The organism is Nonomuraea sp. NPDC005501 (assembly GCF_040605905.1).
Lineage (GTDB): Bacteria > Actinomycetota > Actinomycetes > Streptosporangiales > Streptosporangiaceae > Nonomuraea.
The window spans coordinates 1-26,174 of sequence record NZ_JBEXDT010000059.1 but is presented as its reverse complement, the minus strand read 5'-3'; the positions used below and the strand labels follow the sequence as shown (position 1 = coordinate 26,174).

The 26,174-nt window shown below is 73.1% G+C and carries 18 protein-coding genes and 1 pseudogene; 6 read left to right on the top strand and 13 right to left on the bottom strand.

Going from position 1 to position 26,174, the window contains the following annotated elements:
- Positions 1 to 38: 38 nt before the first annotated feature.
- Together ABZS51_RS26145 and ABZS51_RS26140 are read right to left on the bottom strand one after the other, a co-directional pair.
- Complete coding sequence (locus tag ABZS51_RS26145) at positions 39 to 4,130, bottom strand: LuxR C-terminal-related transcriptional regulator (RefSeq protein ID WP_355445996.1); 4,092 nt, start codon at positions 4,128 to 4,130, stop codon at positions 39 to 41.
- 52 nt (positions 4,131 to 4,182) lie between these two features.
- Positions 4,183 to 4,926: a hypothetical protein gene (locus ABZS51_RS26140; RefSeq protein ID WP_355445993.1), complete on the bottom strand. Its 744-nt coding sequence runs from the start codon at positions 4,924 to 4,926 to the stop codon at positions 4,183 to 4,185.
- Positions 4,927 to 5,158: 232 nt separating this feature from the next.
- On the opposite strand from ABZS51_RS26140, the gene typA reads away from it, so the two are divergent.
- Both typA and ABZS51_RS26130 read left to right on the top strand, forming a co-directional pair.
- On the top strand, positions 5,159 to 7,009 hold the full coding sequence (gene typA, locus ABZS51_RS26135; RefSeq protein ID WP_355445990.1) for a translational GTPase TypA: 1,851 nt from the start codon (positions 5,159 to 5,161) through the stop codon (positions 7,007 to 7,009).
- A gap of 219 nt (positions 7,010 to 7,228) precedes the next feature.
- Complete coding sequence (locus tag ABZS51_RS26130; protein WP_355445987.1) at positions 7,229 to 9,763, top strand: hypothetical protein; 2,535 nt, start codon at positions 7,229 to 7,231, stop codon at positions 9,761 to 9,763.
- Positions 9,764 to 9,772: 9 nt separating this feature from the next.
- Here the strand turns inward: ABZS51_RS26130 and ABZS51_RS26125 are convergent, their stop codons facing one another.
- The 5 genes from ABZS51_RS26125 to ABZS51_RS26105 form a co-directional block, all read right to left on the bottom strand.
- Positions 9,773 to 11,374, bottom strand: coding sequence for a DUF2079 domain-containing protein (locus ABZS51_RS26125; RefSeq protein ID WP_355445984.1), 1,602 nt, complete (start codon positions 11,372 to 11,374; stop codon positions 9,773 to 9,775).
- Positions 11,299 to 11,952 (bottom strand): DUF2461 domain-containing protein, encoded by a 654-nt coding sequence (locus ABZS51_RS26120; RefSeq protein WP_355445981.1) that lies wholly within the window; start codon positions 11,950 to 11,952, stop codon positions 11,299 to 11,301. The genes ABZS51_RS26125 and ABZS51_RS26120 overlap by 76 nt, the downstream gene beginning before the upstream one ends.
- 42 nt (positions 11,953 to 11,994) lie before the next feature.
- A complete protein-coding gene (locus ABZS51_RS26115) occupies positions 11,995 to 12,786 on the bottom strand; it encodes a polysaccharide deacetylase family protein (RefSeq protein ID WP_355445978.1) in 792 nt (263 codons plus the stop codon).
- 61 nt (positions 12,787 to 12,847) lie between these two features.
- Entirely contained in the window at positions 12,848 to 13,153 is a 306-nt protein-coding gene (locus tag ABZS51_RS26110) for a hypothetical protein (protein WP_310708818.1), read from the bottom strand.
- 319 nt (positions 13,154 to 13,472) lie between these two features.
- Complete coding sequence (locus ABZS51_RS26105; RefSeq protein ID WP_310708817.1) at positions 13,473 to 14,060, bottom strand: sigma-70 family RNA polymerase sigma factor; 588 nt, start codon at positions 14,058 to 14,060, stop codon at positions 13,473 to 13,475.
- Positions 14,061 to 14,302: 242 nt separating this feature from the next.
- On the opposite strand from ABZS51_RS26105, the gene ABZS51_RS26100 reads away from it, so the two are divergent.
- On the top strand, positions 14,303 to 15,376 hold the full coding sequence (locus tag ABZS51_RS26100) for a PLP-dependent cysteine synthase family protein (protein ID WP_310708816.1): 1,074 nt from the start codon (positions 14,303 to 14,305) through the stop codon (positions 15,374 to 15,376).
- A 4-nt stretch (positions 15,377 to 15,380) separates the two neighbouring features.
- On the opposite strand, the gene ABZS51_RS26095 is transcribed toward ABZS51_RS26100, so the two are convergent.
- Entirely contained in the window at positions 15,381 to 16,373 is a 993-nt protein-coding gene (locus ABZS51_RS26095) for an iron-siderophore ABC transporter substrate-binding protein (protein ID WP_355445974.1), read from the bottom strand.
- Between the two features lie 103 nt (positions 16,374 to 16,476).
- Here ABZS51_RS26095 and ABZS51_RS26090 point away from each other — a divergent pair, with 103 nt between their 5' ends.
- The 3 genes from ABZS51_RS26090 to ABZS51_RS26080 are packed head-to-tail and all read left to right on the top strand — an operon-like array spanning position 16,477 to position 19,360.
- On the top strand, positions 16,477 to 17,511 hold the full coding sequence (locus ABZS51_RS26090; protein WP_355445971.1) for an iron ABC transporter permease: 1,035 nt from the start codon (positions 16,477 to 16,479) through the stop codon (positions 17,509 to 17,511).
- Positions 17,508 to 18,575: an iron chelate uptake ABC transporter family permease subunit gene (locus tag ABZS51_RS26085; RefSeq protein WP_355445968.1), complete on the top strand. Its 1,068-nt coding sequence runs from the start codon at positions 17,508 to 17,510 to the stop codon at positions 18,573 to 18,575. Before ABZS51_RS26090 ends, ABZS51_RS26085 begins: the two co-directional genes overlap by 4 nt.
- Positions 18,572 to 19,360: an ABC transporter ATP-binding protein gene (locus ABZS51_RS26080; protein ID WP_355445965.1), complete on the top strand. Its 789-nt coding sequence runs from the start codon at positions 18,572 to 18,574 to the stop codon at positions 19,358 to 19,360. The genes ABZS51_RS26085 and ABZS51_RS26080 overlap by 4 nt, the downstream gene beginning before the upstream one ends.
- On the opposite strand, the gene ABZS51_RS26075 is transcribed toward ABZS51_RS26080, so the two are convergent.
- From ABZS51_RS26075 to ABZS51_RS26055, 5 genes and pseudogenes are all read right to left on the bottom strand, one after another.
- Positions 19,296 to 20,021, bottom strand: coding sequence for an MFS transporter (locus tag ABZS51_RS26075; RefSeq protein ID WP_355445962.1), 726 nt, complete (start codon positions 20,019 to 20,021; stop codon positions 19,296 to 19,298). The two genes, ABZS51_RS26080 and ABZS51_RS26075, sit on opposite strands and share 65 nt — an antisense overlap.
- Positions 20,022 to 20,088: 67 nt before the next feature.
- Positions 20,089 to 20,577, bottom strand: a pseudogene (locus ABZS51_RS26070) (MFS transporter); the annotation flags it as partial.
- 3 nt (positions 20,578 to 20,580) lie between these two features.
- Positions 20,581 to 22,251, bottom strand: coding sequence for a tetratricopeptide repeat protein (locus tag ABZS51_RS26065; protein ID WP_355445959.1), 1,671 nt, complete (start codon positions 22,249 to 22,251; stop codon positions 20,581 to 20,583).
- Between the two features lie 335 nt (positions 22,252 to 22,586).
- Positions 22,587 to 23,768 (bottom strand): signal recognition particle-docking protein FtsY, encoded by a 1,182-nt coding sequence (ftsY, locus tag ABZS51_RS26060; protein ID WP_310708809.1) that lies wholly within the window; start codon positions 23,766 to 23,768, stop codon positions 22,587 to 22,589.
- Positions 23,769 to 23,953: 185 nt separating this feature from the next.
- Positions 23,954 to 26,174 (bottom strand): AAA family ATPase (locus ABZS51_RS26055; protein ID WP_355445956.1); only part of this gene is annotated, 2,221 nt, incomplete at its 5' end.

The following is a 26,174-nucleotide window of genomic DNA, read 5'->3' as shown; positions in this document are numbered from 1 at the left end:
CCGAGCCTACGACCCGCGACCACCGTCCCCGCAGGTCGCTAGAGGGGTGTCCCCAGATGTCGCGTCGCCCAGACCGCGATCTGCGCTCGGGAGCTGTGGCCGAGCTTGTCCATGATGTTGGCGATGTGCCGGGCCACGGTCGCCGGGCTGATCACCAGCTCGGCGGCGATGGCACGGTTGGACAGGCCACGGGTCAGCAGCGCGGCGATCTCCCGCTCACGCGCCGTCAACGGCGCCCGCTGGACCGTCCCCTTCGGCGAGGACGCGACCGGCGCACCTGACGGGGACACGACCGGCGCACCGGTCGGGGACACGACCGTCCCGCCCGACGGGACCGCGACCACGGGGCGGCCGGCGCCCTTCACGACCTGACGACCACCGCCGTCCAGAACGTGACGAGCCACATCCACCGGGTCCATGGCCGCCCCGTGCACCCACAGCAACGCGGCGCGGCCCTCACCCAGCGCGGCACGGGCCCGGCCGAGCAGCTCCTCGACGCGGGCGCCGTCGGGACCCTGGTGGATCACCTCGCGCAGCGCGACCGCCGCCCCGGCGGCCAGGACCGCGCCCTCCAGGTCGCCCTCGGCCTCGGCCAGCACCGACAGCCCTACCAGGCAGCGGGACAGGCCCCGGTGCTCGCCGGATCGCGTGCTCAGCGCCAGGCTCGCCGCCAGCCGGTCCCGCGCCGACTCGAACTCCCGCAGCATGGCCGCCACCCGTCCCAGCCGCGCCAGGCAACGGGACAGCGCGACGCCGGTGCCCGGCCCCTCCCCCAGCTCCCGCAGCCAGGGCACGGCCGCCTCGTAGTGGGCCATGGCCGTCACCAGGTCGCCGCGCGCCTCGGCCACCGCGCCGAGCTGCACCGCCGTCCGGGCCATGATCCAGCGATGGCCGTGCTCGCACGCCCGCCGCAACGCCTCCTCGCCGTGCCGCTGCGCCTCCCGCAGCCGGCCGCGGACCAGCGCCACCGCCGACAGGCCGGCCAGCGCGGCGGCCTCGTTCCAGGGGTCACCGCAGGCGCGGGCCAGCGCCAGGCCGTCCTCGGCATGACGCTGCGCCTCGTCCGCCCGTCCCAGGCGCAGCAGCACCAGGACGGACAGGCTGTGACTCACCCCGGCGGCGAACGGCCCGGCGCCGTCGAGCCGCCCCACGCTCTCCGTGAGCAGCTCCAGCGCCCGGACCAGCTCGTCGCGCTCCTCCAGCCCGTAGGCGAGGTACGCCTTGGCCCGGGCGACCTGCTCGGGCGGCACCTCGTCCAGGTCGAGGGCGAGCAGCCGCTCCACCCAGCCGACCACCTCGGTGGGGCCGCTCACGGGGAGCAGGCTCGTGCTGTGGAAGCACAGCCACAGGCCGCGCCGCGCGTCAGCGGACTCGATCGCCCAGTCGAGCGCCGCCCGCTGGTCGTCGGCCAGGGCCCGGCAGGCGTTGAGCGCGGCCAGCCGCCGCCCCCACGGCAGGCGCGGCTCGACCAGCTCCTCCCTGAAATGGCGCTCCTGCAGCTCGCACAGAACGCCGAGATGGCGGTCGCGCACCATCTCCCGCTCCCCCGCCTCGCGCAGCCGCCCGGCGGCGAACCGCCTGATCGTCTCCAGCAGGTGGTAGCGGACCCCGTCGTCGTCGCGCAGCACCAGCGACTTGTCCACCAGCCCGCCGAGCAGCTCCACGATGTCGGCCGGAGCGATGGGCTCGTCCCCGCACACCCGCTCGGCCAGCTCCAGATCGAACGCCCCGGCGAACACCGACAGCCGCCGCAGCAGCACCCGCTCGTGCGGCGACAGCAGGTCGTGACTCCACTCGATCGCGGCCAGCAACGTGCGCTGGCGCGCCGGGGCGGTACGCCCGCCCGTGGTCAGCAGCGAGAACCGGTCGTCGATGCGGTCGGCGATCTGGCCGGGGGTGAGCAGGCTGGTACGGGCCGCGGCCAGCTCCAGGGCGAGCGGGAGACCGTCGAGGGCCCGGCACAACCGCACCATGTCGGGCAGGCTCTCCAGGCCCAGCCGGGTACCCGCGGCAGCGGCCCGCTCGCGGAACAACCGGACCGCCTCGGCGTCGTACGCGCTCCGCACGGCCCACCGCCCGCACCCCGGCCCCTCCCAGGCCGCGGACCGAACGCCCCCTCCGAGAAGGAGGCACCCTCCTCCGGCCCCGGCTCCGGCCGCCGGCTCCACCGACCCGGCGAAGGCATCCCCTTCGGCTGACTCGGTCTCCGGCGACATGGTGATCCGTCCGGGCCAGGCATCCCACTCAGGCCCGTCGGCCCCCGCGAACGTGGCGGCCCGCCCTGACCACGCACCCCACGGAGACTCCTCACCATCCGCAGGCCCGGCCGCTCCGCTGCGGACCGCGCGCCCGGACAGAGCGGTCGGCTCGGACAGAGCGGTCGGCTCGGACAGAGCGGTCAGCTCGGACAGAGCGGTCAGCTCGGACAGAGCGGTCGGCTCGGACAGAGCGGTCGGCTCGGACAGGGCATGCCGGCCGGACGCGGCGCGACATCCCGACAGGGCGTCCCGCTCGGACAGCTCAGCCCCCGCGGAGCCGGCGGCACCCGCAGCCGGTGGTGCCGGCTCAGGCATGGCATGCCGACCGGCCGCGGCGGGTCGCTCGGGGAGAGCAGAGAGACCGGGGAGGGCATGCCGCGCCGGGGAAGCGCCTGGGCCGGCTGTGTCCGGCCGTTCGGGGGAAGCGGGTAGGCCAGGCGTGTCCGGCCGTTCGGGGGAAGCGGGTAGGCCAGGCGTGTCCGGCCGTTCGGGGGAAGCAGGTAGGCCGGGCGTGCTGCCTGACGCGGGCGAGCCGCCGGACAGGGACGGAATGCCGTACCAGGTCGACCAAGAGGGCCAGGCGGGGCAGGAAAGGCCATCGGGGCATGGGGGCCGGGCGGGTAGCGGGTCTCGTTCCGTCTCGGCGGTTCCCCCCGGAGGGGAGGCGTCCAGGGGGTGGGTGGCGTCGAGGGGCGAGGCCGGATGAGGGAGGCGGAGGGCGTCGGCCGGGGGAAGGGCGAGGGGCGGCACCCGCCATACGATCTCCCCGGCGATGCGGAGCGGCTCGCGGCTGGTGGCCAGGATGCTGACCAGCCGGCAGGAGGCCACCAGCTCGGCGCTCACCCGGGCGCACGCGTCGATCAGGTGCTCGCAGTTGTCCAGCAACAGCAGGCAGCGGGTGTCGCCCAGCCGGGCCGCCACGGTGTCCAGCAGCGCCCGTCCCGGCTCCTCGCGTACGCCGAGCACCCTGGCGATCTCGCCCGTGACCAGCTCGGGCCGGTTGATCCGGGCCAGCTCGACCAGCCACACGCCTCCCGGGTACGCGGGCACGAGCCGGGCGGCCACGCGCAGCGCCAGCCTGGTCTTGCCGATTCCGCCGACCCCGCACAGGGTCACCACCCGCGCCCCGCCGACCGCGCACCCCGCCCAGCCACGACGTCCGCCCGTGTTCGCTCGCTCCGGCTTCCGGATCGGCTCGATCCCGTCGTCCCGCTCGCCCGGGGCGAGTCGATCAGCCTGATGCGGCAGGTCGAGCCGGCCGTCCGTACGTGACAGAAGGTCCGGGTCGCCTCTGTGAGGGAGATCCAGCCAGTCGTCCCACCCGGCCAGGTCCAGCCGGACATCCCGCCCGGGCACGTCCAGGCGGTCTTCCCGCCCGGCCAGGTCCAGCCGGTCGTCCCGCAGAGGCAGGTCGAGCCGGTCGCCGCCCTGACGCGGCACCGCGACCGTTCCTCCGGCCGCCCGGACCACCGCCTCACCGCCGCCGGACGCGCTCCCGCCCCCGGTCCCCATCTGGCCCAAGGCCCTCAGCCGGGCCCGAGCGAGCCCTCCCACACCCGGCCCCGAACCGAGATCCTCCCGCTCAGGTCCCGCCGGCCCAGCCCGTTCCCATCCCTCCGGGGCGGGCCCGTCCAGGCGGGTCAGTGCGCGGGCGTCGTCAGGGACCCATTCCGCCGGCCCGCCGGCCCACGCCCCGTCCCCCGCCGTCCCGTCCCGGCACTCCGCCCCCGCAGGCGCCCCGTCGGGGCACGCCTCATCTCGGGTGGGTGGCGGTGCGGCCGCGAGGAGGGCGCAGAGGACGGCGAGGTCGCGCTCGCGCCCCACGAACCGGTTCGGCTCGGCCGGAAGGTTGTGCATGAGGGAATGCGGCATGTGGTCACCCTGCGTCGCGGAAGGATCACACTTTTGCATAGTGTTGCACTTCTCACAGGGCCAGCGCTCTCACGATCGCTCTTTCGTCCAGAACGCGTAGATCCGGATCGCAGGCCAGCCGGCGGGCCAGCTCGGGCGAGGCCACGGTGAGCGTGACCTCGTGCTCCTCGATCAGCACCCGGCACCCGATGAGCGACGGCTCGTGCGCGATCACCACGCTGGAGGCGGCCATCATGGCGATGTCGAACGCCCGCAGCCCCCTGAACGTGTCGCTCACCGCGGCGAGCACCACGTCCTCCTCCTCCAGCAGCAGCTCCTCGTCGATCTGGCGCAGGTCCTCGGTCAGCTCCTCCAGCCTCAGCGTCCGCCCGCCGTACAGGACCAGCGCGGGCCCGGCCAGCGGGCCGAAGTCGACCGCGCGCTCGCCCATCAGCTCGGCGAACTGCTGCGCGCCCGGCGAGGGCTCCACGGTGAAGACGCGCTCCACGTCGGTCCTGACGGGGCCGTGGGCGCGCTGGGCGATCAGCATGCGGGCCGGTCCACGGGTGTGGAGGGCCGCCACGCCGCCCGCCCAGACGACGGCGTGGACGGCGGTGGCCAGCTCGATGCCGAGCGGAAGGTCGATCAGCACCTGGTCGCCGTAGCGGAGCCCCTGGCCCCGCAGCCCGCCCGCCACGCGCGTGACGCGTCGCGCGAACGCGGTGCGGGTCAGGACCTGGCCCGTGCGGACGTCAGTCATCGTCGGGTCGCCGTCGTGCTCGTCCGCGGCCCCCATAACCAGCTCCGTCCAGGTCATGGCGACAATGTAGGGACCCCAGACCTCCCTGGCATGCGCACAATTGTGCATCCTGATATGTACATCCGCCCGACTGGCGTTGAACGCGTTCCCAACCTGTCCTGGTACGCCCCGGATGGGGGTCTACGTCCTTCACCTGCCGTCCGCACGTGCCATGAGCTGGGATCAACTAGACTTGACTGAGCCGCGACATCGCGCGGCGGCCCCCACCGACACAGAGCGAGACGTCATCATGCCCTTGAACAGCCGCGACGACCTGCGGAACATCGCGATCATCGCGCACGTCGACCATGGCAAGACCACGCTGGTCGACGCCATGCTCTGGCAGTCCGGGGCCTTCCGCGCCAACCAGGACGTGGACGACCGGGTCATGGACTCCAACGACCTGGAGCGCGAGAAGGGCATCACCATTCTCGCCAAGAACACCGCGGTCAAGCACGGCGGCATGACCATCAACATCATCGACACCCCGGGCCACGCCGACTTCGGCGGCGAGGTCGAGCGCGGGCTGTCCATGGTCGACGGCGTCGTCCTCCTCGTGGACGCGTCGGAAGGCCCGCTGCCGCAGACGCGGTTCGTGCTGCGCAAGGCGCTGGCCGCCAAGATGCCGGTCATCCTGTGCATCAACAAGGTCGACCGGCCCGACGCGCGCATCAAGGAGGTCGTCGACGAGGTCTACGAGCTCTTCATGGACCTCGACGCGACCGAGGAGCAGATCGACTTCCCGATCGTCTACGCCTCGGCCAAGGCCGGCCGCGCCTCGCTCAACCGTCCCGAGGACGGCGGCATGCCGGACTCCGAGGACCTGGAGCCCCTGTTCGACATCATCAAGTCGACGATCCCGGCCCCGACCTACGACCCGAACGCCCCGCTGCAGGCTCACGTCACCAACCTCGACGCGTCCTCCTACCTCGGCCGCATCGCGCTGTGCCGCATCCACCAGGGTGTGATGCGCAAGGGCCAGCAGGTGGGCTGGTGCCGTACCGACGGCACGATCCAGCGCGTCAAGATCACCGAGCTGCTGATGACGGAGGCGCTGGAGCGCAAGCCGGCCGAGGAGGCCGGTCCCGGCGACATCATCGCCATCGCCGGCATCCCCGACATCATGATCGGCGAGACGCTGGCCGACCCCGAGGACCCGCGCCCGCTGCCGCTGATCACGGTCGACGAGCCCGCCATCTCGATGACCATCGGCACCAACACCTCGCCGCTGGTCGGCAAGGTCAAGGGCTCCAAGGTCACCGCCCGCATGGTGAAGGACCGCCTGGAGAAGGAGCTCGTCGGCAACGTGTCGCTGCGCGTGCTGCCGACCGACCGGCCCGACGCCTGGGAGGTGCAGGGCCGCGGCGAGCTGGCGCTGGCCATCCTGGTCGAGCAGATGCGCCGCGAGGGCTACGAGCTGACCGTCGGCAAGCCGCAGGTGGTCACCAAGCTCGTCGACGGCAAGGTCCACGAGCCGGTCGAGCGGCTGACCGTCGACTGCCCGGAGGAGTACCTCGGCGCGGTCACCCAGCTCCTGGCCGTCCGCAAGGGCCGCATGGAGCACATGACCAACCACGGCACCGGCTGGATCCGGATGGAGTTCGTGGTGCCGGCGCGCGGCCTGATCGGCTTCCGCACCGAGTTCCTCACCGAGACGCGCGGCACGGGCCTGGTCCACCACGTGTTCGACTCGTACGAGCCGTGGTTCGGCGAGCTGCGCACCCGTAACAACGGCTCGCTGGTGGCCGACCGGTCCGGTCCCGTCACCGCGTTCGCCATGCTCAACCTCCAGGAGCGCGGCACGCTGTTCGTCTCGCCCACCACCGAGGTGTACGAGGGCATGATCGTCGGCGAGAACTCCCGGTCCGACGACATGGACGTCAACATCACCAAGGAGAAGAAGCTCACCAACATGCGCTCCTCCACCAGCGAGGAGACGGAGAAGGTGATCCCGCCGCGCGTCCTGTCGCTGGAGCAGGCGCTGGAGTTCATCCGCGAGGACGAGTGCGTGGAGATCACGCCCGACCACGTGCGCATCCGCAAGGTGGTCCTCGACGCCGCCACCCGCGGTCGCGCCGTCGCCCGCGCCAAGCGCTCCTGACACAGCGACCTGACACAGCGGCCTGACACAGAGGCTTCTCCCGCGACGCCTCCGCGCGCGCCCACCGGGTGGGCGGCGCGGGGCCGGTCCGGGCGGGACCGGTCCGAGCGGGACCCGTTCGGGCATCGGTGTGACGACACAGGTGTGACCACACAGGTGTGACCACACCGTTACCGCACCGCGGAGAACATCCGGCCGTGCCCGTGGATCATCCACACTGTGGGAAAGCTCCGGATCGTCGTGGCGTTCGGGCTGGCCTTGGTCTCGCTGGGCGCGATCCTCTGGTGCCTCGTGGCGGCCAGACCGGTCGAGTGGTCCACGCGTACCCCGAGCCCCGAGGTGCCCGACACCTGGGAGCTGACCGCCGGGCGCACCGCGGCCGGCTACGCGGCCGAGCGTGAGGCCACGACCGAGGTCGTGGTGGGGCGGGCGAGCCGCGCCGACCTGACCGGGGTGCCCGCCGGTCGCATCGACGAGCGGCTGCGCCAGGTCAAGGTCACGGTCAGGCACCGGCTGCGGATGCGCGCCGAGGACGAGCTGGCCGCGACGCTGCGCCAGGGCAGCGAGTTCCCCGGCGGGATCCAGCGCTTCACCGACGACGGGTTCGGCGCGATCAAGGTGCTCGGTGCCGTGCTGGCCCCGACGAAACGGCTCGCGCCGGTCCTGACCACCTCCGCCGGGCACACCACCGTCGAGTTCCAGGTGACGATGCTGCGGCAGTTCCAGCAGGGTGAGCTGATGGAGCTGGCGTTCCAGGAGCCCGCCGGCCGGCCGCTGATCGTGCTGCGGCGCGCCGTCACGGTGCTCCCCGGCGAGTGGACGCCGCTGCGCGTCCAGGGCGTGCGGCCGTCGCGGGAGGACCCGGAGCGCCTGGAGTTCGCCGTCGGGTTCTACCCGGTGAGCGTGACGCTGGCCCAGGACTCCTACGGCTTCCCCGACCGCCAGGAGGAGGACGACTTCTCGTGGGCGACGGCGCTCGGCATCGGGACCGCCGTGGTGCTCGTGTGGTACCTCGTGCGGGCCATGGGCATGGCCTGGTGGCAGCGGACGGCGAACCGCGAGTTCGCCATCGGCCTGCTGCTGGCCGCGCCGACCCTGCTGATCCCCCTCGTGGCCGAGGATTTCACGCCGTTCGCGTACGTGATCCTGTTCGGCGCGGTGCCGGCGCTGGCCGTGTGGCATGCCGGGCGGGTCCTGCCGACGAGCCCGCCGTGGACGGCGCGGGAGGCGCTGGGCGTGACCGCGCTCGGCGTGCTGCTGAGCCTGGGCATGCTGACCTGGTCGTGGCTGCACGAGCAGCTCCCGCCCGGCACGCTGCTGACGGGCTCCGCCATCGCGGCGCTGGCCGCCGCCGGGTCCGCCGTGGGGTTCAGCTCCGACCTCGGCATCCGCATGGTCGCGGTACGGCTGGCCGCGTTCGCCGCCGGGTCGGCCGTCGCGCTGCTGGCCCTCGCGCTGTGGACGCGGGCGCTGGTGGACGGCGTCTACCCGCCGGACAGCGTCCGGCTCGTGCTGGGCCTGGGCTGGGCGCTCATCCCCGTCACCGCGGTCGCCGTGGCCACGCGGCGATGGTCGCGGCGGGCGGTGGTGGTCGCCGTGGTGGCGAGCCTGCTCGTGCAGGGCTGGCCGACCGAGTGGCTGGACGCCGGGTCGTGGAGCCTGCCCCTGGCCTCGCCGGGGGAGCCCAAGCTGGGCGATCTGCCGCTGAGCCCGCTCATGCGTGGCGTGCTGGGCCTGCTGCTGCTCGGGTTCGGGCTGCTGCTGCTACGGCTGTGGCGGCTCGGCGGGTCCATCGAGGCGATCAGCCACCCGGCTGCCGAGGCCACGATGATCGCCGGGCTGATGGTCCTGTACCTCACGCCCCGGGGCAGCATCACGATCGCCGACAGCGACGTGCCGCTGCCGCTGCTGTCGATCACCTCGATCGTCGCCTGGCTCGCGGCCCGCTGGCTGCTCGTCACCCCGCACCCGTCCGTGGTCGAGCCCACCTCCCCCGACGAGCACCGCGAGCTGATCAGATCCGCGCTGCACAAGCGGCTCCTGCTCATCTCCGAGCAGGAGCTGTACCGGCTCGGCCGGGGCAGGATCGGCGCGGGCGAGATGACGATGGCCGACTTCGACGAGCGGCGGCAGGCCCTGGAGGAGGCGCTCCGCCGGCACGGCCGCGACCCGGAGACGGCCTTCGCCACCGCCGCCGGCTGCCCGCCGTGGGTCAACGGCGTGTACGGCTTCGCGGTGAGCCTGCTGCTGAGTGTGCCGTTCGCGCTCCTGTACGGCAGTCCCGCCGGGGTGGACCTGAGCAGCTTCGTGTTCGACATGCGCTACCTGCTCACCCTGCCCGCCTTCGGGTTCCTGTTCGGGTACTTCTACCCCCGCGTCCGCGGCACCCAGCCCATGACCAAGGCCCTCTACCTCATGGCCGCCGCCCTCGCCACCGAGCTGTCCGGGTACCTGTCGGCGCTGGTGGAGCCGGACATCGGCGGGCTCGACAAGGTGCAGGTGGTGGCGATCGTGGGGGGCGAGGTGGCGCTGGTCTGCATCGGGCTGGGGCTGTACTGGGAGTGGCGGCTCATGCACCTGGCCGGGGAGCCGTGGGCGCGGGTACGCAACATCCGCAGCGTCCGCAGCCTGGCCACGCCGCTGCTGGCGGTGGTCATCGCGGCGGTCACCACGGCCGCGACCTCGGCGGCCGGCCAGACGGTCGACCGCATCCTCCAGGGCGACGAGCAGGTCACCACCACGGCTCCGAAGTGACCGCCCGCCCTAACGGGACCCGCCCCCGCTTCTCTCCGCGCTCGGCACACCGCTGTCCTCCGTGCTCAGCACACCGCTGTTCTCCATGCTCAGCACACCGCTGTCCTCCGTGCTCAGCACGAGGTAGCCGTCGCGGGAGAACCGTACCCGGTAGCCGTGCTGGAGGAGGGTACGCACGCGGGCCCGCTGCTCCTCCACGCCCGGGAACGGGAACGTGCGGCGGCGCACGTCGGCCACCACCCACGGGGCCCAGCGCGGGGTGCGGTCCCACAGCAGCACCGTGTCGCGGCCGGACAGCGCCGGGGCGAGGTTGTTGGCCGCCTCCACCAGCACCCCGCCGGGCACGGCCGACACGGCCGCGGCGGCGGCGCTCTCGCGCCCGTCGCGCCGGTAGGACGCGGGGTCGGCCAGCTCGGCCAGCGCGAAGAACGGCACGGTCACGACCGCGAACGCCACCACGCCCGCCGCCCACCACCGCACGATCCGCTCCTCCCCCAGGCGGTCGCGCAGGCGGCGGACCCCGTCCACCCCCGCGGCGAGCACGACGACAACGACGAACGCGTTGTAGTGGTACCCCGGCACCCACCAGTTGGGAAAGGAACTGGCCAGCATGCGCTCGGCCAGCAGGGGCACCGCCACGAGCAGGAGCGGCGAGCCCAGCGCCGCCAGCAGCGTGGTGCCGAGCAGCAGGGCCAGCGTGAGCAGCTTCACCGGCGGGCTCGCGAGCTGCGCCACCACCGCCAGCGGGTCCGTCAGCGCGGTGCGGGCGGCGGCCCCCGCGTCGGCCCCCAGCGCGCCGTACGCCCAGTAGTAGTCGGGCCGTCCCCCGAACAGCGGGATCAGCACCTGCGAGGCCAGCCACGTGTAGACGGTGCCGCCCACGACGAACGCCCCGCCCATGACCCGCCGGCCGCGCTGCCCGAGCAGCACCAGCCCGAAGCCGGCGACGAGCAGCCCCATGTCCTCCTTGACGCACAGCAGCGCCAGGGCGACGAGCACGACGTGGGCCCGCCGCCCGGCCTGGTGGCGTTCGAGCAGCAGGCCGGTGAGCAGCGGCGCGAACGCGGCCTCGTGGAAGTCGAACGCCGCCGTCTCCACGACCGGCCACGACAGCGCGTACGCCACCGCGACGAGGTGCGCGGCGCGGACGCCCAGGGCCCGCCTGGTGAAGACCCACAGCGGCACGGTGGCGGAGGCCAGCAGCACGGCCTGCGCGGCCAGCAGCGTGCCGGGGCCGTCGTGGATCCAGTAGAGAGGCGCGAGCACGGCCAGGATCGGCGACCAGTGGTCACCGAGGACGGTGAAGCCGGGCCCGAAGTCGTTGTGGACGCCCTTGACGACGGCCACCGGCAGGCCGAACCGTGAGTAGGACCGGACCGCCTGATCGAAGATCACCAGGTCGTACGCCCCGGCCCGGAACCCGGCCAGCCGCACGAAGGAGACTGCGCCGTACAGCAGGGCCGCCACGGCGGTGATGACGGCCAGAACGCCCCGCTCCCGCCGCCGCCCGGTCTCGCCGTCGGGCCCGCCGCCGGTCAGCGGCGGCGGGGCAGCTCGCTGCCCCGGACGTGCGTGGCCAGCCAGTCCACCAGCGGACCGTAGGCCCGCCACGTCTCCCGCACCCGCTCCACGACGTCCTTCGTGTGGACCCACGGCTCCGGCGGGAAGCGGCGGCCGGCGTGCAGGGAGCGGTGGCGGAGCAGGTCGATGCGGGGATGGTCGGCCGGGTAGTCGCGGGGCCTGGTCTTCAGCCGGTCACCCGCCGGCTGGTAGCCCGCCGCCCGGAGCTCGGCCATCACCGCCTCCAGCGGCTCGCCCGACAGGTCCTCGGCGACCGCCGCGCGGTAGCGGGCGATCTGGTCGGGGGCCTGGGTGTAGCAGCCGCCCGCGGTGTAGAGCCCGTCGGCGCCGATCTGGACGTACAGCCCGATCCCCGGCATGCGGTCGACGAAGGCGCCCTGGTGGGTCTTGTACGGCGACTTGTCCTTGGCGAAGCGGACGTCCCTGTGCGGCCGGAACAGGTGGGCCTGCCCGAACTCGGCGGCCAGCTCCTCGGCGAGCGCGAGCATGGGCGCCCGCACCGCCTCCTCGTAGAGGTCCCGGTGCCGGGTGAAGTACGTCTTCGTGTTGTCCGCCTCCAGGCCCTCGTAGAAGACGAACGCCTCGTCGGGGAAGCCGGTGAAACCCATACGGGCCAGCCTGCCATGTCGCACCGACACCATGGCACGCGGTCACCGGGCCTCCGCCGGCTCGGCGGACTCGTACGTCCGGCCCGGCAGCAGCGCTCTGCCGTACAGCTCGGGCACCGTGACGAAGTGGTAGCCCTTCCTGGTCAGCGTGTCGAGCACCCGCGGGACCGCCGCGACGCTGGTCGGGTGGATGTCGTGCAGGAGCACGATCGCGCCGGGAGGGGCGTGGCCGGCGCGCCGTGCCACGATCTCGGCATTCCGGTCGCGCCAGTCGAGCGTGTCGACGCTCCACAGGATCTGCGCCAGCCCCTCCTGGCGCGCCTGCTCGGCGACGCGGGCGTTCGTCGCCCCGTACGGCGGCCGCATGAGCCGCATCCGCACCCCGGTCGTCCGCTGGACGATCTCCTCGGTGTCGGCCAGCTCGCGCCTGAGCCGCTCGTCGGACAGGGCGGTCAGCGGCGGGTGGCTCCACGAGTGGTTGCCCAGCTCGTGCCCGTCCTCCACGATGCGGCGGGTGAGGCCGGTGTGGTCGGCGGCCACCATCTGCCCCAGGACGAAGAACGTGGCCCGTACCCGCCGCTCGCGCAGCAGGTCGAGCAGCTTGCCGGTGTACTCGCCGGGGCCGTCGTCGAAGGTGAGGGCGACGCACTTGCGCCGCCGGCAGTCGACCACGCGGCGGGCGGGCCAGTCGGGCTGGACGGCGGCCAGCCGCCGGGCGAGCACGCCGGGGTCGATGACGGTGGGCGGGCGCGGCGCCGCGACGGGCGTCGTGGAGGTCGTGTGCGTGGTGCCGCATCCGGCCATGGCGGCGGCGAGCGCGGCACAGGCCGTCACGACGGCCCGGCGGACCGAGTCCCGGCGGGCCGGCCCACCGGCCAGGCCCGCTGTGACACCGCTACGGGTAGTCCTGCGCCAAGTGCCCGCGCAACTCTTTGGCCAGGTCATTCCACCACAGTGGTACATCAGCCTGGAGCTCCGCGAAGCGACGCGCCACCCTTATGGCACATCCGACCGCATCCGTACCCAAATGTCGACGTTTCACCGGTCCTTCCTGCCAGCGGTAAAAACCGTGCCGGTAGCGGACGACGAGGCCGATCCAGACGGGAAGTGTGGCGTCGTCACCCAGCTCGTACGCGGTGGTGACGCCGAGCTCTCGCAGCTCGGCCCGGAGCTTCTCCGTCGCCGCGCGGGCCTCGGTCACGCGTCACCCCCCGCCGGTGCTCGAACGCACACACAGGGATGTACCCACCCACGGGCCACAACCGACAATGACATGCCGTCATCATGGGACTCCGTTGGGTGACAGTGGGGGCTGTTCCGCGTTATTGGCCCCATCGGGCAGGGTCCGACCGCCCGATCCGGGGCCGTACAGCAGCAGAGCCCGAATCCCCACGGGGATCGGGCTCTGGATCAGCCGCCGGCTCCGCGGCCTTGGGGAGGCGCGTACGGAGAACGGGGCGCTGCGCGTGCGGCTCCGCACGCGCCTGGCGGGACGTCTGGGGCGGGGACGGGGTGCGGGCTCAGGCCGCCGTGCGCTGCGCCGGAGGGCGGAAGGCGCCCTCCTCCATCGCGTACGGCTCCAGCATGGTCCGGAGCTGGCGGCGGCCCCGGTGGAGGCGGGACATCACGGTCCCGATGGGGGTGCCCATGCGCTCGGCGATCTCCTTGTACGCGAACCCCTCGACGTCGGCCAGGTAGACGGCCACGCGGAAGTCCTCGGGCAGGGAGCGGAGCGCGTTCATCACGACGTTGTCGGGCAGGCGCTCCAGCGCCTCGGTCTCGGCCGACTTCAGCCCAGTCGAGGAGTGCGACTCGGCGGCGTGCAGCTGCCAGTCCTCGATCTCCTCGGCGGCCGACAGCTTCGGCGAGCGCTGCCGCTTGCGGTAGTCGTTGATGAAGTTGTTGGTCAGGATGCGATGCAGCCACGCCTTGAGGTTCGTGCCCTCGCGGAACTGGTGGTAGGAGGTGTAGGCCTTGGCCACCGTCTCCTGGACGAGGTCCTCCGCGTCGGCGGTGTTACGGGTCAGGCGCATGGCGGAGGCGAACAGCTGCGACGTCACGGGCACGACATCGCGCTCGAACCAGTCCTGACGCTGCTCTTCGGTCATAGTGATCAAGTTTCCCCCTTGCGCTATCCCATCTCGGCACAGGTCGGCCCGCATCGAAGTCCATGGTGTCAACACCCACGTAAGGGCCGCGTTAACGATTGCGCCTGGTCAGAGAGGTGAGAAGTCCGTCTGCTCGCGGCGTGCGTTATCACGTCCACGGCTGGACTTGTCTCAGTACCATAACACTATCCACCCAATTTCGTGGAAAAAGTGGCCAGAGTCACATGAGATAGCGTATGAGCATGGATTTTGTGGATCGTCATAACACGAGGACGCGCCACTGGGTGGCCGAGGCCATCCGCACAGTGGAGGCCGACGCCAACCGGAGTTGTGACACGCACCTTCATGTCTTTCCGCTGCCCCCGCAGTGGGGGGTAAACCTCTACTTGAAAGACGAGTCGGTGCACCCCACCGGTTCACTCAAACACCGGCTGGCCCGCTCGCTCTTCCTGTACGGCCTGGCCAACGGCTGGATCGGCCCCGACACGACGATCGTCGAGGCGTCGAGCGGATCGACGGCGGTCAGCGAGGCGTACTTCGCCCGGCTGCTCGGCCTGCCGTTCATCGCGGTGATGCCGGCCTCGACCTCACCGGAGAAGTGCCACCTCATCGAATTCTACGGCGGCAAGTGTCACCTGGTCGACGACCCCACCACGATCTACGAGGAGTCGCGCCGCCTGGCCGCGGAGTCCGGCGGCCACTTCATGGACCAGTTCACCTACGCCGAGCGGGCCACGGACTGGCGGGGCAACAACAACATCGCCGAGTCCATCTTCGCCCAGATGGCCTTGGAGCCGCACCCCGTGCCCGCCTGGATCGTGGTCGGCGCCGGCACCGGCGGCACCTCGTCCACGATCGGCCGCTACATCCGCTACCGGCGGCACTCCACCCGCCTGGCCGTGGCCGACCCCGAGGGGTCGGCCTTCTATCCGGCCTGGGTGTCCGGCGACGCCTCGGTCACGGCGCGGGGCTCGCGGATCGAGGGCATCGGACGGCCCCGGGTGGAGCCGTCGTTCCAGCCGTCGGTGATCGACCGCATGCTTGCCGTACCTGACGCCCGGTCGATCGCCGCCATGCACTGGGTGCGCGAGGTGACCGGCCGCGACGTCGGCGGCTCGACCGGCACCAACGTGGCGGCCTGCGTGGAGCTGATCAAGGAGATGCGCGCCGCGGGCGAGCGCGGCAGCATCGTCACCCTCATCTGCGACGGCGGCGAGCGCTACCGGGGCACGTACTGCGAGCCCGCCTGGCTGGCCGCCCAGGGCCTGGACATCCACCCGCACCTGGACGACCTGCGCGCCTTCCTGGCGGGCTGAGCCGTCAGGCGGACCTGGCCGGGTCCACCGAGAAGAACCCGGCCAGGTCGTCCAGGATCGCGTGCGCACCCTGGATGCCGACCGCGGTCATCCACGTCTGGTCGTCGACCTCGTGCTTCTCGCCCTTCAGCCTGCCCCACAGCGGGTTGGCGGCGAACTTGTCCTTGTACTCCGTGGCCGCGGGGTCGCCGTAGGTCGCCACGAAGATGTGCTGGGCGTCCAGGTCGGCGATGCGCTCCTGGCTGACGTCCACCACGATCGAGTCCTCGACGGTGGGCTGGCCCTTCGGGCGGGGGAAGCCGACGTCCTTCAGGACGATGCCGGAGTAGGACTTCTCGACGTACAGGCGGGCGGTCGGCTCGCCGGCGAAGCGGACGATCGAGACGGTGGGCAGCTCGCCGCCCTCCTTGGCCTTGACCGCCTCGCCGATCTTCGCGGCGCGGGCCTCGTACTCCTTGATCCTGGTCTCGGCGAGGTCCTCCTTGCCGAGCGCCTGGCCCATGAGGCGGACGTTGTCCTTCCAGATGGCGCCGGTCGTCTCGCTGAAGACCGTCGGCGCGATCTTGGAGAGCTTGTCGTAGAGCGCCTCGTGGCGGACCTTGGCGGAGACGATCAGGTCCGGCTTGAGCGCGATGATCTTCTCCAGGCCGGGCTGCTCCAGCGTGCCCACCGCGACGGCCTCCTTGCCGTACCGGGCGGCTACCGCGCCGAGGTAGTCGGGCAGCTTGGTCTCGATCGAGCGGTAGGTGGTGTAGCCGACGACCGGCGTCTCCAGCGTGAGGACCGCGTCGACGAAGCTCTGGTCGAGGGCGACCACCCGCTTGGGCTGGGCCGGGATCACGGTCTCGCCCATCGCGTGCTTGACGGTGCGGAACGGCGTGCCGGCCTGGCTGGACGCCGGGGCGCCGGCTCCGGTCGACTCCGTGCCGGCCGAACCGCAGCCGGCGGCGAGCCCCGCCACCAGCATCGCGCTCACCAAGGCGCGCAACCGTCTCATCGAAACCCCTCCCAGGGCAAAAAGTTAGGCAACCCTTATTTAGGTTAGCCCTGCCTAAGCTGGCATACTTCAGCGGGACGGGCAACTGCCGGAAGGGGTCAATGTGAGCGCAACCGCCGTCGCGCCGCGCCTTCACGGCATCCGCCGGCGCCGCGGCCTGCTGCTCGCCGCCCTGCTCGCGGCCGTGTGCGTCGCGGTGCTGCTGAGCGTCACGATCGGCGCCAAGGCCGTTCCGCTCGGCGACGCCTGGCAGGCGCTCACCGCCCCGACCGGCACCGAGAACGACATCGTCATCCGCTCCCTGCGCGTGCCCAGGACCGCCCTGGGCGTGCTGGCCGGGCTCGCGCTCGGCGTGGCCGGGGCGCTCATGCAGGGCCACACGCGCAACCCGCTCGCCGATCCCGGCCTGCTCGGCGTCACCCAGGGGGCCGCGTTCGCGATGGTCGCCTCGATCATCCTGCTCGGCACCCAGAGCCTGCTCGCCTACATCTGGTTCGGCCTGGCCGGCGCGCTGGTGGCCAGCGTGGCCGTGTTCGCGCTCGGCATGGTCGGCGGCCGGGGCGGCCCCACGCCGGTGACGCTCGCGCTCGCGGGCACCGCCGTCAGCGCCTTCCTGTACGCCCTGACCTCCGCGATCGTGCTCCTGGACGAGCAGGCCATGGACGTGTTCCGGTTCTGGCAGGCCGGCTCGGTGGCCGGACGTGGCCCGGACGTGGTCTGGCAGGTGCTGCCGTTCATCGCGGCAGGCCTGGTGCTGGCGCTGGTCAACGCGCCCGGCCTCAACGCGCTGTCCCTCGGCGAGGACGTCGCGCGCAGCCTCGGCCAGAACATCGCGCTCACCCGGGGCATCGGCGTCGCCGCCGTCACGCTCCTGACGGGTGCGGCGGTGGCCGCCTGCGGGTCGCTCGCGTTCGTCGGGCTGGTGGTGCCGCACCTGGCCCGCCCGCTGTCGGGCACCGACCACCGCTGGCTGCTGCCGTACTCCGGCCTGATCGGCGCGGCGCTGCTGCTGCTCGCCGACGTGATCGGCCGCGTCGTCGCTCCTCCCGGCGAGCTGGAGGTCGGCGTGGTGCTCGCGCTGATCGGCGCGCCGTTCTTCGTGGCGCTGGTCCGCCGCAGGAAGCCGGTGCGGCTGTGACCCGGACCTCCGCGCGGGTGAAGCCGTCGTTCCCGCTGCGCGCGGGCGGCCTGTCGTGGCGGGTCCGGCCCCGCGGCGTCGCCGTGACCGTGGCCGGCCTGGTGCTGCTCGCCCTGCTCATGGCCCTGAACATGCGCCTCGGCGACCTCCCCCTCGGCCTGGCCGACGTCGTGCGCGCCACGTTCGACCCGTCCGTGCCCGAGCACTTCGTGGTGATGGAGCTGCGCCTGCCCCGCGCGCTGACCGGGGCGCTCGTCGGCGCCGCGCTCGCCCTGTCGGGCGCGATCATCCAGTCCATCTCGCGCAACCCGCTGGCCAGCCCCGAGATCCTCGGCGTCACCACCGGCGCCTCGGTGACCGTGGTGGCCGGCGTCGTCATGAGCGGCAGCGCGTACGGCGGCGCCAGCGGCCTGTTCTCCGCGCTCGGCATCCCGGCGCTGGCGCTGCTCGGCGGCCTGGCCGGAGCCGCGGTGGTGTACGCGCTGGCCTGGCGGCGCGGCCTCGACGGCTACCGGCTGGTCCTGGTCGGCATCGGCGTGGCCGCGGTGTTCACGAACGTGAAGTTCTGGCTGCTGACCGTCGGCGACGTCAACGACACCACCCGCGCCATGGTGTGGATCAGCGGCTCGCTCAACGGCCGCGGCTGGGAGCACGTCGTGCCGGTCGGCCTGGCCCTGGCCGCGCTGATCCCGCTGACCCTGCTCGGCACCCGCTCCCTCGACGCGCTGCGCTACGGCGACGACACCGTCACCGCGCTCGGCGTCCGGGTCAACCTGTCGCGCGCGCTCATGCTGCTCGCCGCCGTGCTGCTGGCCGCCGTGGCGACCGCCTCGGCCGGGCCGATCGCGTTCGTGGCGCTGGCCTCGCCGCAGATCGCGCTGCGCCTGGTCCGGTGCGCCCAGCCGCCGCTGCTGTCGTCCGCCGTGACCGGCGCCGTCCTCACGACCGGGGCCGACCTGATCGCGCGCACCCTGTTCTCCCCCATCGAGCTGCCCGTGGGCGTCGTCACCGCGGTGCTCGGCGCGCCGTACCTGATCCACCTCATCTGGAAGGCACGCGCATGAGGCTCCAGGCCGCCGGCGTCACGCTGGGCTACGGCGACCGGGTCGTCGTCGACGGGCTCGACCTCGGCGTCGAGGCGGGCACGGTGACCACGATCATCGGTCCCAACGGGTGCGGCAAGTCCACGCTGCTGCGCGCCCTCGGCCGGCTGCTCAAGCCGCGCGGAGGCGAGGTGCTGCTCGACGGCCGGCGCATCGACCGGATGCCGACCCGGGAGGTGGCCAAGGTGCTCGGCGTGCTGCCGCAGTCCCCCACCGCGCCCGAGGGGCTGACCGTGGCCGACCTGGTCGCGCGCGGCAGGCACCCCCACCAGACGTGGTACCGGCAGTGGTCGTCCGACGACGAGACGGCCGTGGCCCTCGCCCTGGAGCTGACGGGCCTGGCCGACCTGGCGGAGCGCCCGCTGGACGAGCTGTCGGGCGGGCAGCGGCAGCGGGCGTGGATCTCCATGGCCCTCGCCCAGGGCACCGACCTGCTGCTGCTGGACGAGCCGACCACGTTCCTCGACCTGGCACATCAGGTGGAGGTGCTGGAGCTCGTACGGAACCTGCACCAGGAGGCGGGCCGGACCATCGTGATGGTCCTGCACGACCTCAACCTCGCGGCCCGCTACGCCGACCGGCTGGTGGCCATGCGCGCCGGCCGGGTGGTCGCCGCGGGCACACCGGAGGAGGTGCTGACCGAGGAGCTGATGCGCGAGGTGTTCGAGCTGGACGCCAAGGTCATCCAGGATCCGGTCGCGGGGACTCCGCTGGTGGTGCCGATCCGGCCGCTGTCCCGGTCCTGAGATCATCGGCGGTCAGCCGCCGCAGGGGCGAGCGGGCCACCCCGGCGGCGATCGCCAGCCAGCTCAGGCCGGCGAACACCATGACCGCGTACGCGTCCCGCACCGCCGACTCGAACAGCCCGGCCGCCAGCGCCGCCGGCGGGATCGACGCGAACGCGATCATCCGGGCCGTGCCGAGCACCCGGCCCAGCAGGTGGTCGGGGACGAGCCGCTGCCGTACGGTGGCCGTCGCCACGACCATCGCCCCCGCCGCCGCGAACTGCCCCGTCCAGGCCAGCCCGATCAGGACCGGGCCGCGGGCGGCGGCCATGAGCAGCATCGCCGCCCCGCCGCCCGCCAGCGACCAGGTGACGATCGGCCCCGGCGGCCACGACCGGATCAGCCGCCCGCCGAGCAGCGCCCCCACGACCGCCCCCGCCCCCTGGAAGGCGTAGACGACGCCCACCTCGCCCGGCGTGAACCCGTGGTAGGAGCTGAGGTAGTAGACGAGGTTCGCCAGCAGCAGCCACACGCCGAAGTTGCAGGCGAAGGAGGTGACCGCGGTCGTCAGCACGGCCCGGTCCCCGCGCAGGAACCGCAGGCCCTCCCGTACGTCCGCAGCCATCGACCACCGCCCCTGCCCCTTCGCCTGCCGGGACGCGGTGGCCCGTGGCGGCCGCACGCCCGCCGCCGATGAAGCCGGTGAGCAGCGCCGACAGCAGGAACGACCCGGCGTCCACGTACACCGCGGCCTGGTAGCCGAACGCCACCACCAGCGCCCCGCCGGCCACCGGCCCCGCCGTGTTCACCGCGTGCTCGCCGATGTGGACGCGCGCGTTGGCCTGCGGCAGCCGCTCCGGCGGCACCAGCGACGGCAGCACGGCCCGGAAGGCCGGCTGGTAGAGCGGATCGACCGCCGCCAGCAGCAGCGCCACCAGGTAGAGGGGCCACAGCCGCCGCACGCCCAGCGTCACCATCGTGGCCAGCACCAGCGTGACGACCCCGGACACCACGTCGCCCAGCACCAGCAGCCGCCTGCGGTCGAACCGGTCCGCGAGCACCCCGCCGACCATCCCCAGCAGCAGGTACGGGACGTACTCCACGACGTAGACCACGCCGGTCGCGAGCGGCGACCCCGTCAGGTCGTACACCAGGAGGGGCAGCGCCAGCCGGTAGATCCACGTGCCCAGCGACGAGGTGAGGAACCCGCCGAGCAGGAGCCAGTAGGACCGGCCCACGCCTCACGCCTCCGCGAGCGCCCGCCGGATGTCGGGATCTCCGGGTGCCAGCCGCGCGGCCCGCAGGAGGTCGCCTCGCGCCGCCTCCGGCCGTCCCGCGGCGCTGTGCACCAGGGACCGGTTGAACAGCAGTTCGGCCGTCTCCTCCAGCTTCAGCGCCCGCGTGAGGTCGGACAGCGCGGCGTCGTGGTCGCCCTCCTCGTACGACACGGCGGCCCGGCCGGCCCAGGCGGCCACCAGGTCCTGGTCCAGGTCCAGCGCGGCGTCGAACGCGGCCACGGCCTCCGCCGGCCGGCCCTCGGCCGCCTCGACCTGCCCGAGCACGCACCGGAGATGCGGGCTGCGCGGGTCGAGCGCGAGCCCCCGCTCCACGTCGCGCCGGGCCGCGGCGTGCTCGCCCGCCGCCGCGAGCAGCCCCGCGCGGTTGACGTACGCGGGGGCGAAGTCCGGGTCGAGGTCGAGCGTGTGGTCGAGGTCGGCGAGCGCGCCGTCGAGGTCGCCGGTCGCGTAGCGGACCTCCGCCCGGTTGTAGTACGCCTCCGGGAACGGCGGGCTGAGGCGGATCGCGGCCTCGAAGTCGGCTCTCGCGTCCTCGTGGCGGCCCAGCTTGTGCAGCAGGGTGCCGCGGTCCAGGTAGTAGTCGGGGTAGCCGGGGTCGGTGCCGATGGCGATCGCGTAGTCGGCCAGCGCCTCCTGGGTGCGCCCGGCGGCGGCCAGGAGCTGGGCGCGGTTGGCGTACAGCACGAGCCGGTGGATCGGGTGCGTGCCGCCGAGATGCGCCTCGGCCAGGTCGATGGCCTGGCACACCAGGTCGAGCGCCGCCACCAGGTTGCCTCTGCGCACCTCGACCAGGGCCTTGCCGTTGAGGTCGAAGCCCAGGTGGAAGGCGCGCTCGCGGGCGTCGGGCAGCAGCGAGGTGATCGTGACGGCTTCGTTGACCCAGGCCAGAGCCTCCTCGGGGTCGCGCCGGGCGAGGTCGTGGTGGCGTACCAGCAGCATGGCGGTGGCGTACGCGATCGTGGCGCGGTGCTTGGGGTCGGTGCTCAGGCGGCGGGACCCGTCGTACAGGGCGCGGGCCTCGTCCTCCCGCTCGATGGCCTCCAGCGCGGCGCCCACCCGCTGCACCAGCAGCCGCCGGCCCTCCGGGTCGCCGTCCTGGGAGAGGCCGCGCAGCGCCTCCAGGCCGGCCTCGGCCATGGCGTGGTGGAATCCCTCGTCGCGGAAGCGGTCGAAGTCGGCGTTCAGCGGCTTGTCCGCGGGCGCGCGCCGGCCGGCGACGACGCGCAGCAGGCCCGGGTCCACCCGCCTGCGCAGCACCTCGACCAGCTCGGCGTCGGTCGGGTCGGCCTCCCCGAGGTTGTCGGCGGTGACGGTCAGGGGACCGGTCCGGCTCAGGTGGTCGCGGACGAACTCGGCCAGCCCGTTCGCGACGCGCAACGTCCGGCGGGCGCCGGGGATGAGGATGCGCTGTCCCCTGGGCAGGGTCTCGGCCAGGGTGCGCCTGCTCCGTGGAATCGCCAGGTGCGGCGCCGCGACCCCGATCTCGATGTCGTACGCGGCGACGAGGTCGGGCCGGCGGGCCAGCGCCTCGGGCACCAGGTGGTCCAGCAGCGCGGCTGCGAGCGTGTAGGGGCCGTGGAGCCTGCGGTCGGCGTCCAGGACGATCGTGTCCACCCGAACCTTCTTCCGTGATCCGTCTCCGGTCGCGCCTCGGCCGGCGCCCCTCGTGGGGACGCCGGCCGGGTGGGAATCAGTGGGTGTGTCGCGGAGCGGCCGCGCCGGAAGGCTTCACGGTTCCGGGCTTGTGGACGACGACCTTCTTCATCGGGTGCCTCTCGTGTTGCATGACGAGACCGTCGCGAACCGTCGCGGGGCGATCTCTCGGATGACCGGTTCATGTGAACACACGCCAAGTCCGGCGATCAAGGCTTTTCCGGGTAAATCAAATTTCCTATCCATTTTCGGAAGCCGTCATAATTTGGGCGGCTATATCCGAAAATATTGGGTCTTTATTCCCCGATGATCGCGTCCACGAACACCTCGGGGTCGAAGGGCGCCAGATCGTCGGGCCCCTCGCCGAGACCCACCAGCTTGACCGGAACCCCCAGCTCCCGCTGGACCGAGATGACGATGCCGCCCTTGGCCGTGCCGTCGAGCTTGGTCAGCGCGATGCCGGTGATGTTGACCACCTCGCCGAACACCTGGGCCTGCCGCATGCCGTTCTGGCCGGTGGTGGCGTCGAGCACCAGCAGCACCTCGTCGACCGTGGCCTTCTTCTCGATGACCCGCTTGACCTTGCCCAGCTCATCCATCAGGCCCGTCTTGGTGTGCAGACGGCCCGCCGTGTCCACGATGACGACGTCGGCCTTGTCCGCGATGCCCCTGGCCGTGGCGTCGAAGGCCACCGAGGCGGGGTCGCCGCCCTCCGGGCCGCGCACGACCTCGGCGCCGACCCGGTCGCCCCAGGTCTGGAGCTGGTCGGCCGCGGCCGCGCGGAACGTGTCGGCCGCGCCGAGGACGACCTTCTTTCCGTCGCCGATGAGGACGCGCGCGAGCTTGCCCGTCGTGGTGGTCTTGCCGGTGCCGTTGACGCCGACCACGAGCACCACCGCGGCCCGCTCACCGTGGGGCTGGACGTGCAGGGTGCGGTCGAGGTCGGGGTTGACCTGGACGAGCAGCTGCTCGCGTAGCAGCGCGCGCACCTCGTCGGGCGTGCGGCTGCCGAGCACCTTGACGCGGGTGCGGAGCTCCTCCACGATCGCCTGGGTCGGCGCGACGCCGACGTCGGCCTTGATCAGCAGCTCCTCGACCTCGTCCCACACGTCGTCGTCGAGCCGGTCACGGGACAGCAGGTCGAGCAGGCCACGGCCGAGCGCGCTCTGCGAACGGGCCAGCCGCGAGCGCAGCCGCACCATCCGCCCGGCGGACGGCGGCGGGATCTCCACCTCGGGCGTGACGACCATCGGCTCGGCCGGCTTGACCGGCGGAGGGAGCGTGGTGGTCGCTCCTTCGCCCTCCTCGGCCCCCGTGGCCGGGCGCTCCTTCTCCTGGTCCTCCGGGAGGGGCGCCGTCTCGGGCGGCTCGACCGGCGGCGCCGACCTGCCGCCCGGTCTGAAGAGCAGGAAGAGGCCGCCGGCCGCCACGAGGGCGACGACGACCACGATCACTATGACGCCGAGGTAACCATCCACAAGAAGTCAGTTTTCCAGATCGTCCGTCGTGGTCATGACCAGGGCCACGCCGATCGCGTCCCGGGCCGGGCGACCCGCCCGTGCCAGGCCGCGATCACGCCGCCGGCGAACCTGGTGCCCGCTCCGCGCGCCGTCACACCTGCCGCGAGGGCCGGATCACCTGTCCCGTGGGAGAAGAGGCGGGCTCAGGCGGGTTCGCGCTCGCGCATGCGCTGGCTGATCACCTGCGTCACGCCGTCACCGCGCATCGACACGCCGTACAGGGCGTCGGCGATCTCCATCGTCCGCTTGTTGTGCGTGATGACGATGAGCTGCGAGCTCTGCCGCAACTCCTCGAAGAGGGTGAGCAGCCGCTGCGTGTTGGTGTCGTCGAGCGCCGCCTCGACCTCGTCCATGACGTAGAACGGCGACGGCCGCGCCTTGAAGATCGAGACCAGGAACGCCACCGCCGTCAACGACCGCTCGCCGCCCGACAGCAGCGACAGCCGCTTGACCTTCTTGCCCGGCGGCCGGGCCTCCACCTCGATGCCGGTGGTCAGCATGTCCTCGGGGTCGGTGAGCACCAGCCGGCCGTCGCCGCCCGGGAAGACCCTGCCGAAGATCTGCTCGAACTCGCGGGCCACGTCCTCGTAGGCGGAGGCGAACATCTGCTCCACCCGGTCGTCGACCTCCTTGACCACGGTCATCAGGTCGCGCCGCGTCTTCTTGAGGTCCTCCAGCTGGGAGTTGAGGAACGCGTGCCGCTCCTCGAGCGCCGCGAACTCCTCCAGCGCCAGCGGATTGACCTTGCCGAGCTGCTGCATCTGCCGCTCGGCCGCGCGGGCCCGCTTCTCCTGCTCCTCCCGCACGTACGGCACGGGCGGCTCGCCCGGCACCGGGGCGTCGGGGCCGTACTCGGAGATCAGCGTCTCGGTCTCGACGCCGAACTCGTCCATCGCCCGCTGCTCCATCTGCTCCAGGCGCAGCCGCTGCTCGGTGCGGGCCATCTCGCTGCCGTGGACGCTGTTGACCAGCTTGTCCAGCTCCTGGGTGAGCTCGCGCACCCGCAGGCGGACCTGCTTGAGCTCGGCGTCGACGGCGACGCGGGCCAGGTCGGCCTCGTCGCGCTCGCGCGCCGCCAGCTCGACGGAGGCGGCCAGGGCGGCCAGCACCTGCCGGGCGCCCTTGCTCACGGCCTCCGCCACGCTCGCCTGACGGCGGCGGCGGGCGCGCTGGGCGGCCGCCTGGGCCCGCTCCTGGCGCTCCCGCTGCGCGGCCCTCAGCAGGCCGTCCGCGCGCCCCTCGATGCCCTTGACCCGCTCCTCGGCCGTGCGCACCTGGAGACCGGCCTCCATCTCCCGCTGCCGGGCCGCCTGGCAGGCCGCCGCCAGCTCGTCGCGGGCCTCGGTGGTGGGCTCGGTCTCCAGCTCCTGGGAGTACTCGGCCTCGGCGAGCCGCATCTCCAGCTCGGCCAGCTCCTCCAGGCCCTCGGCACGGGCCTCCTCGGCGGTCGTGACGCCGCGGGCCAGGCGCTCGGCCTCGTCGTGCGCGGCCTTGGCGGCGGCTTCGAGCTGCGCCAGCCGGCGGGCGGCGTCGGCGTTGCGCCGGTCGGCCTCCCGCTGGCGGGCGCTGACCTGGTCCAGCGCGCCCTGCGCGGCGCTGACGCCGGCCTGGGCGGTGTCGGCGGCGGTCTGCGCCTCGGCCACGCGCGCCTGGGCGGCCTCCACGGCCGCCTGCGCCTCCTGCTCGGCGGCCAGCGCGTCGTCCAGGCCGGTCGCGGTCTGCTCCGCGCGGGCCTCGGCCTCCTCCAAATCGGCCAGGGCGTCATCGAGCGCGGCCCGTACCTGGAGGACCGAGGTGCCGCCCTCGGAGCCGCCGCTGGCCAGGTGGGCGGCGACGAGGTCGCCGCCCCGGGTGACGGCGCGCAGCCCGGGGTGCCCCTCGACGAGACGGCGCGCGGCGGCGAGGTCGTTCACGACGACGACGCCGTCGAGCACCCGGGCGACGGAGCCCCTCAGCGGGCCGGGCACGCCGACCAGGTCGGCCGCCCACTCCCCGCCCTCGGGCGCCGCGCCCCGCTCCTCGGCCTCTCCGGCCCCCGCCACGAGCAGGGTGGCCTGGCCGGCCTCCTTGCCGCGCAGCAGCTCCAGCGCCTCGACCGCCGCGCCCACCGACTCGACCGCGATGGCCTCGGCCACCGGCCCGAGCACGGCGGCGAGGGCCGCCTCGGCGCCCGGCGCGACCTGGAGCGAGGCCGCCAGCGGGCCCAGCACCCCCGACATGCCCGTCTCCACCAGCGCCGCGCCGCCGTCGGCACCCCGGGCCAGGCCCAGCTCCAGCGCCTCGGCGCGGGCCCGCAGCGCGGCCACGGCCCGCTGGGCCTCCTGGTCGGCGGCGCGGGCCGTGCCGACCCTCGATCGCGCGGCC

Bases quoted from the DNA above. Each gene is read 5' to 3' on its own strand.
- ABZS51_RS26120 (WP_355445981.1), bottom strand. From the start codon at position 11,952: ATGGGTTTCACCGGCTTCCCCGACGAGGCGTTCGTCTTCTACGAGGGC.
- ABZS51_RS26145 (WP_355445996.1), bottom strand. From the start codon at position 4,130: ATGCCGCATTCCCTCATGCACAACCTTCCGGCCGAGCCGAACCGGTTC.
- ABZS51_RS26095 (WP_355445974.1), bottom strand. From the start codon at position 16,373: ATGAGACGGTTGCGCGCCTTGGTGAGCGCGATGCTGGTGGCGGGGCTC.
- ABZS51_RS26080 (WP_355445965.1), top strand. From the start codon at position 18,572: ATGAGGCTCCAGGCCGCCGGCGTCACGCTGGGCTACGGCGACCGGGTC.
- ABZS51_RS26140 (WP_355445993.1), bottom strand. From the start codon at position 4,926: ATGACCTGGACGGAGCTGGTTATGGGGGCCGCGGACGAGCACGACGGC.
- ABZS51_RS26105 (WP_310708817.1), bottom strand. From the start codon at position 14,060: ATGACCGAAGAGCAGCGTCAGGACTGGTTCGAGCGCGATGTCGTGCCC.
- typA (WP_355445990.1), top strand. From the start codon at position 5,159: ATGCCCTTGAACAGCCGCGACGACCTGCGGAACATCGCGATCATCGCG.
- ABZS51_RS26100 (WP_310708816.1), top strand. From the start codon at position 14,303: ATGGATTTTGTGGATCGTCATAACACGAGGACGCGCCACTGGGTGGCC.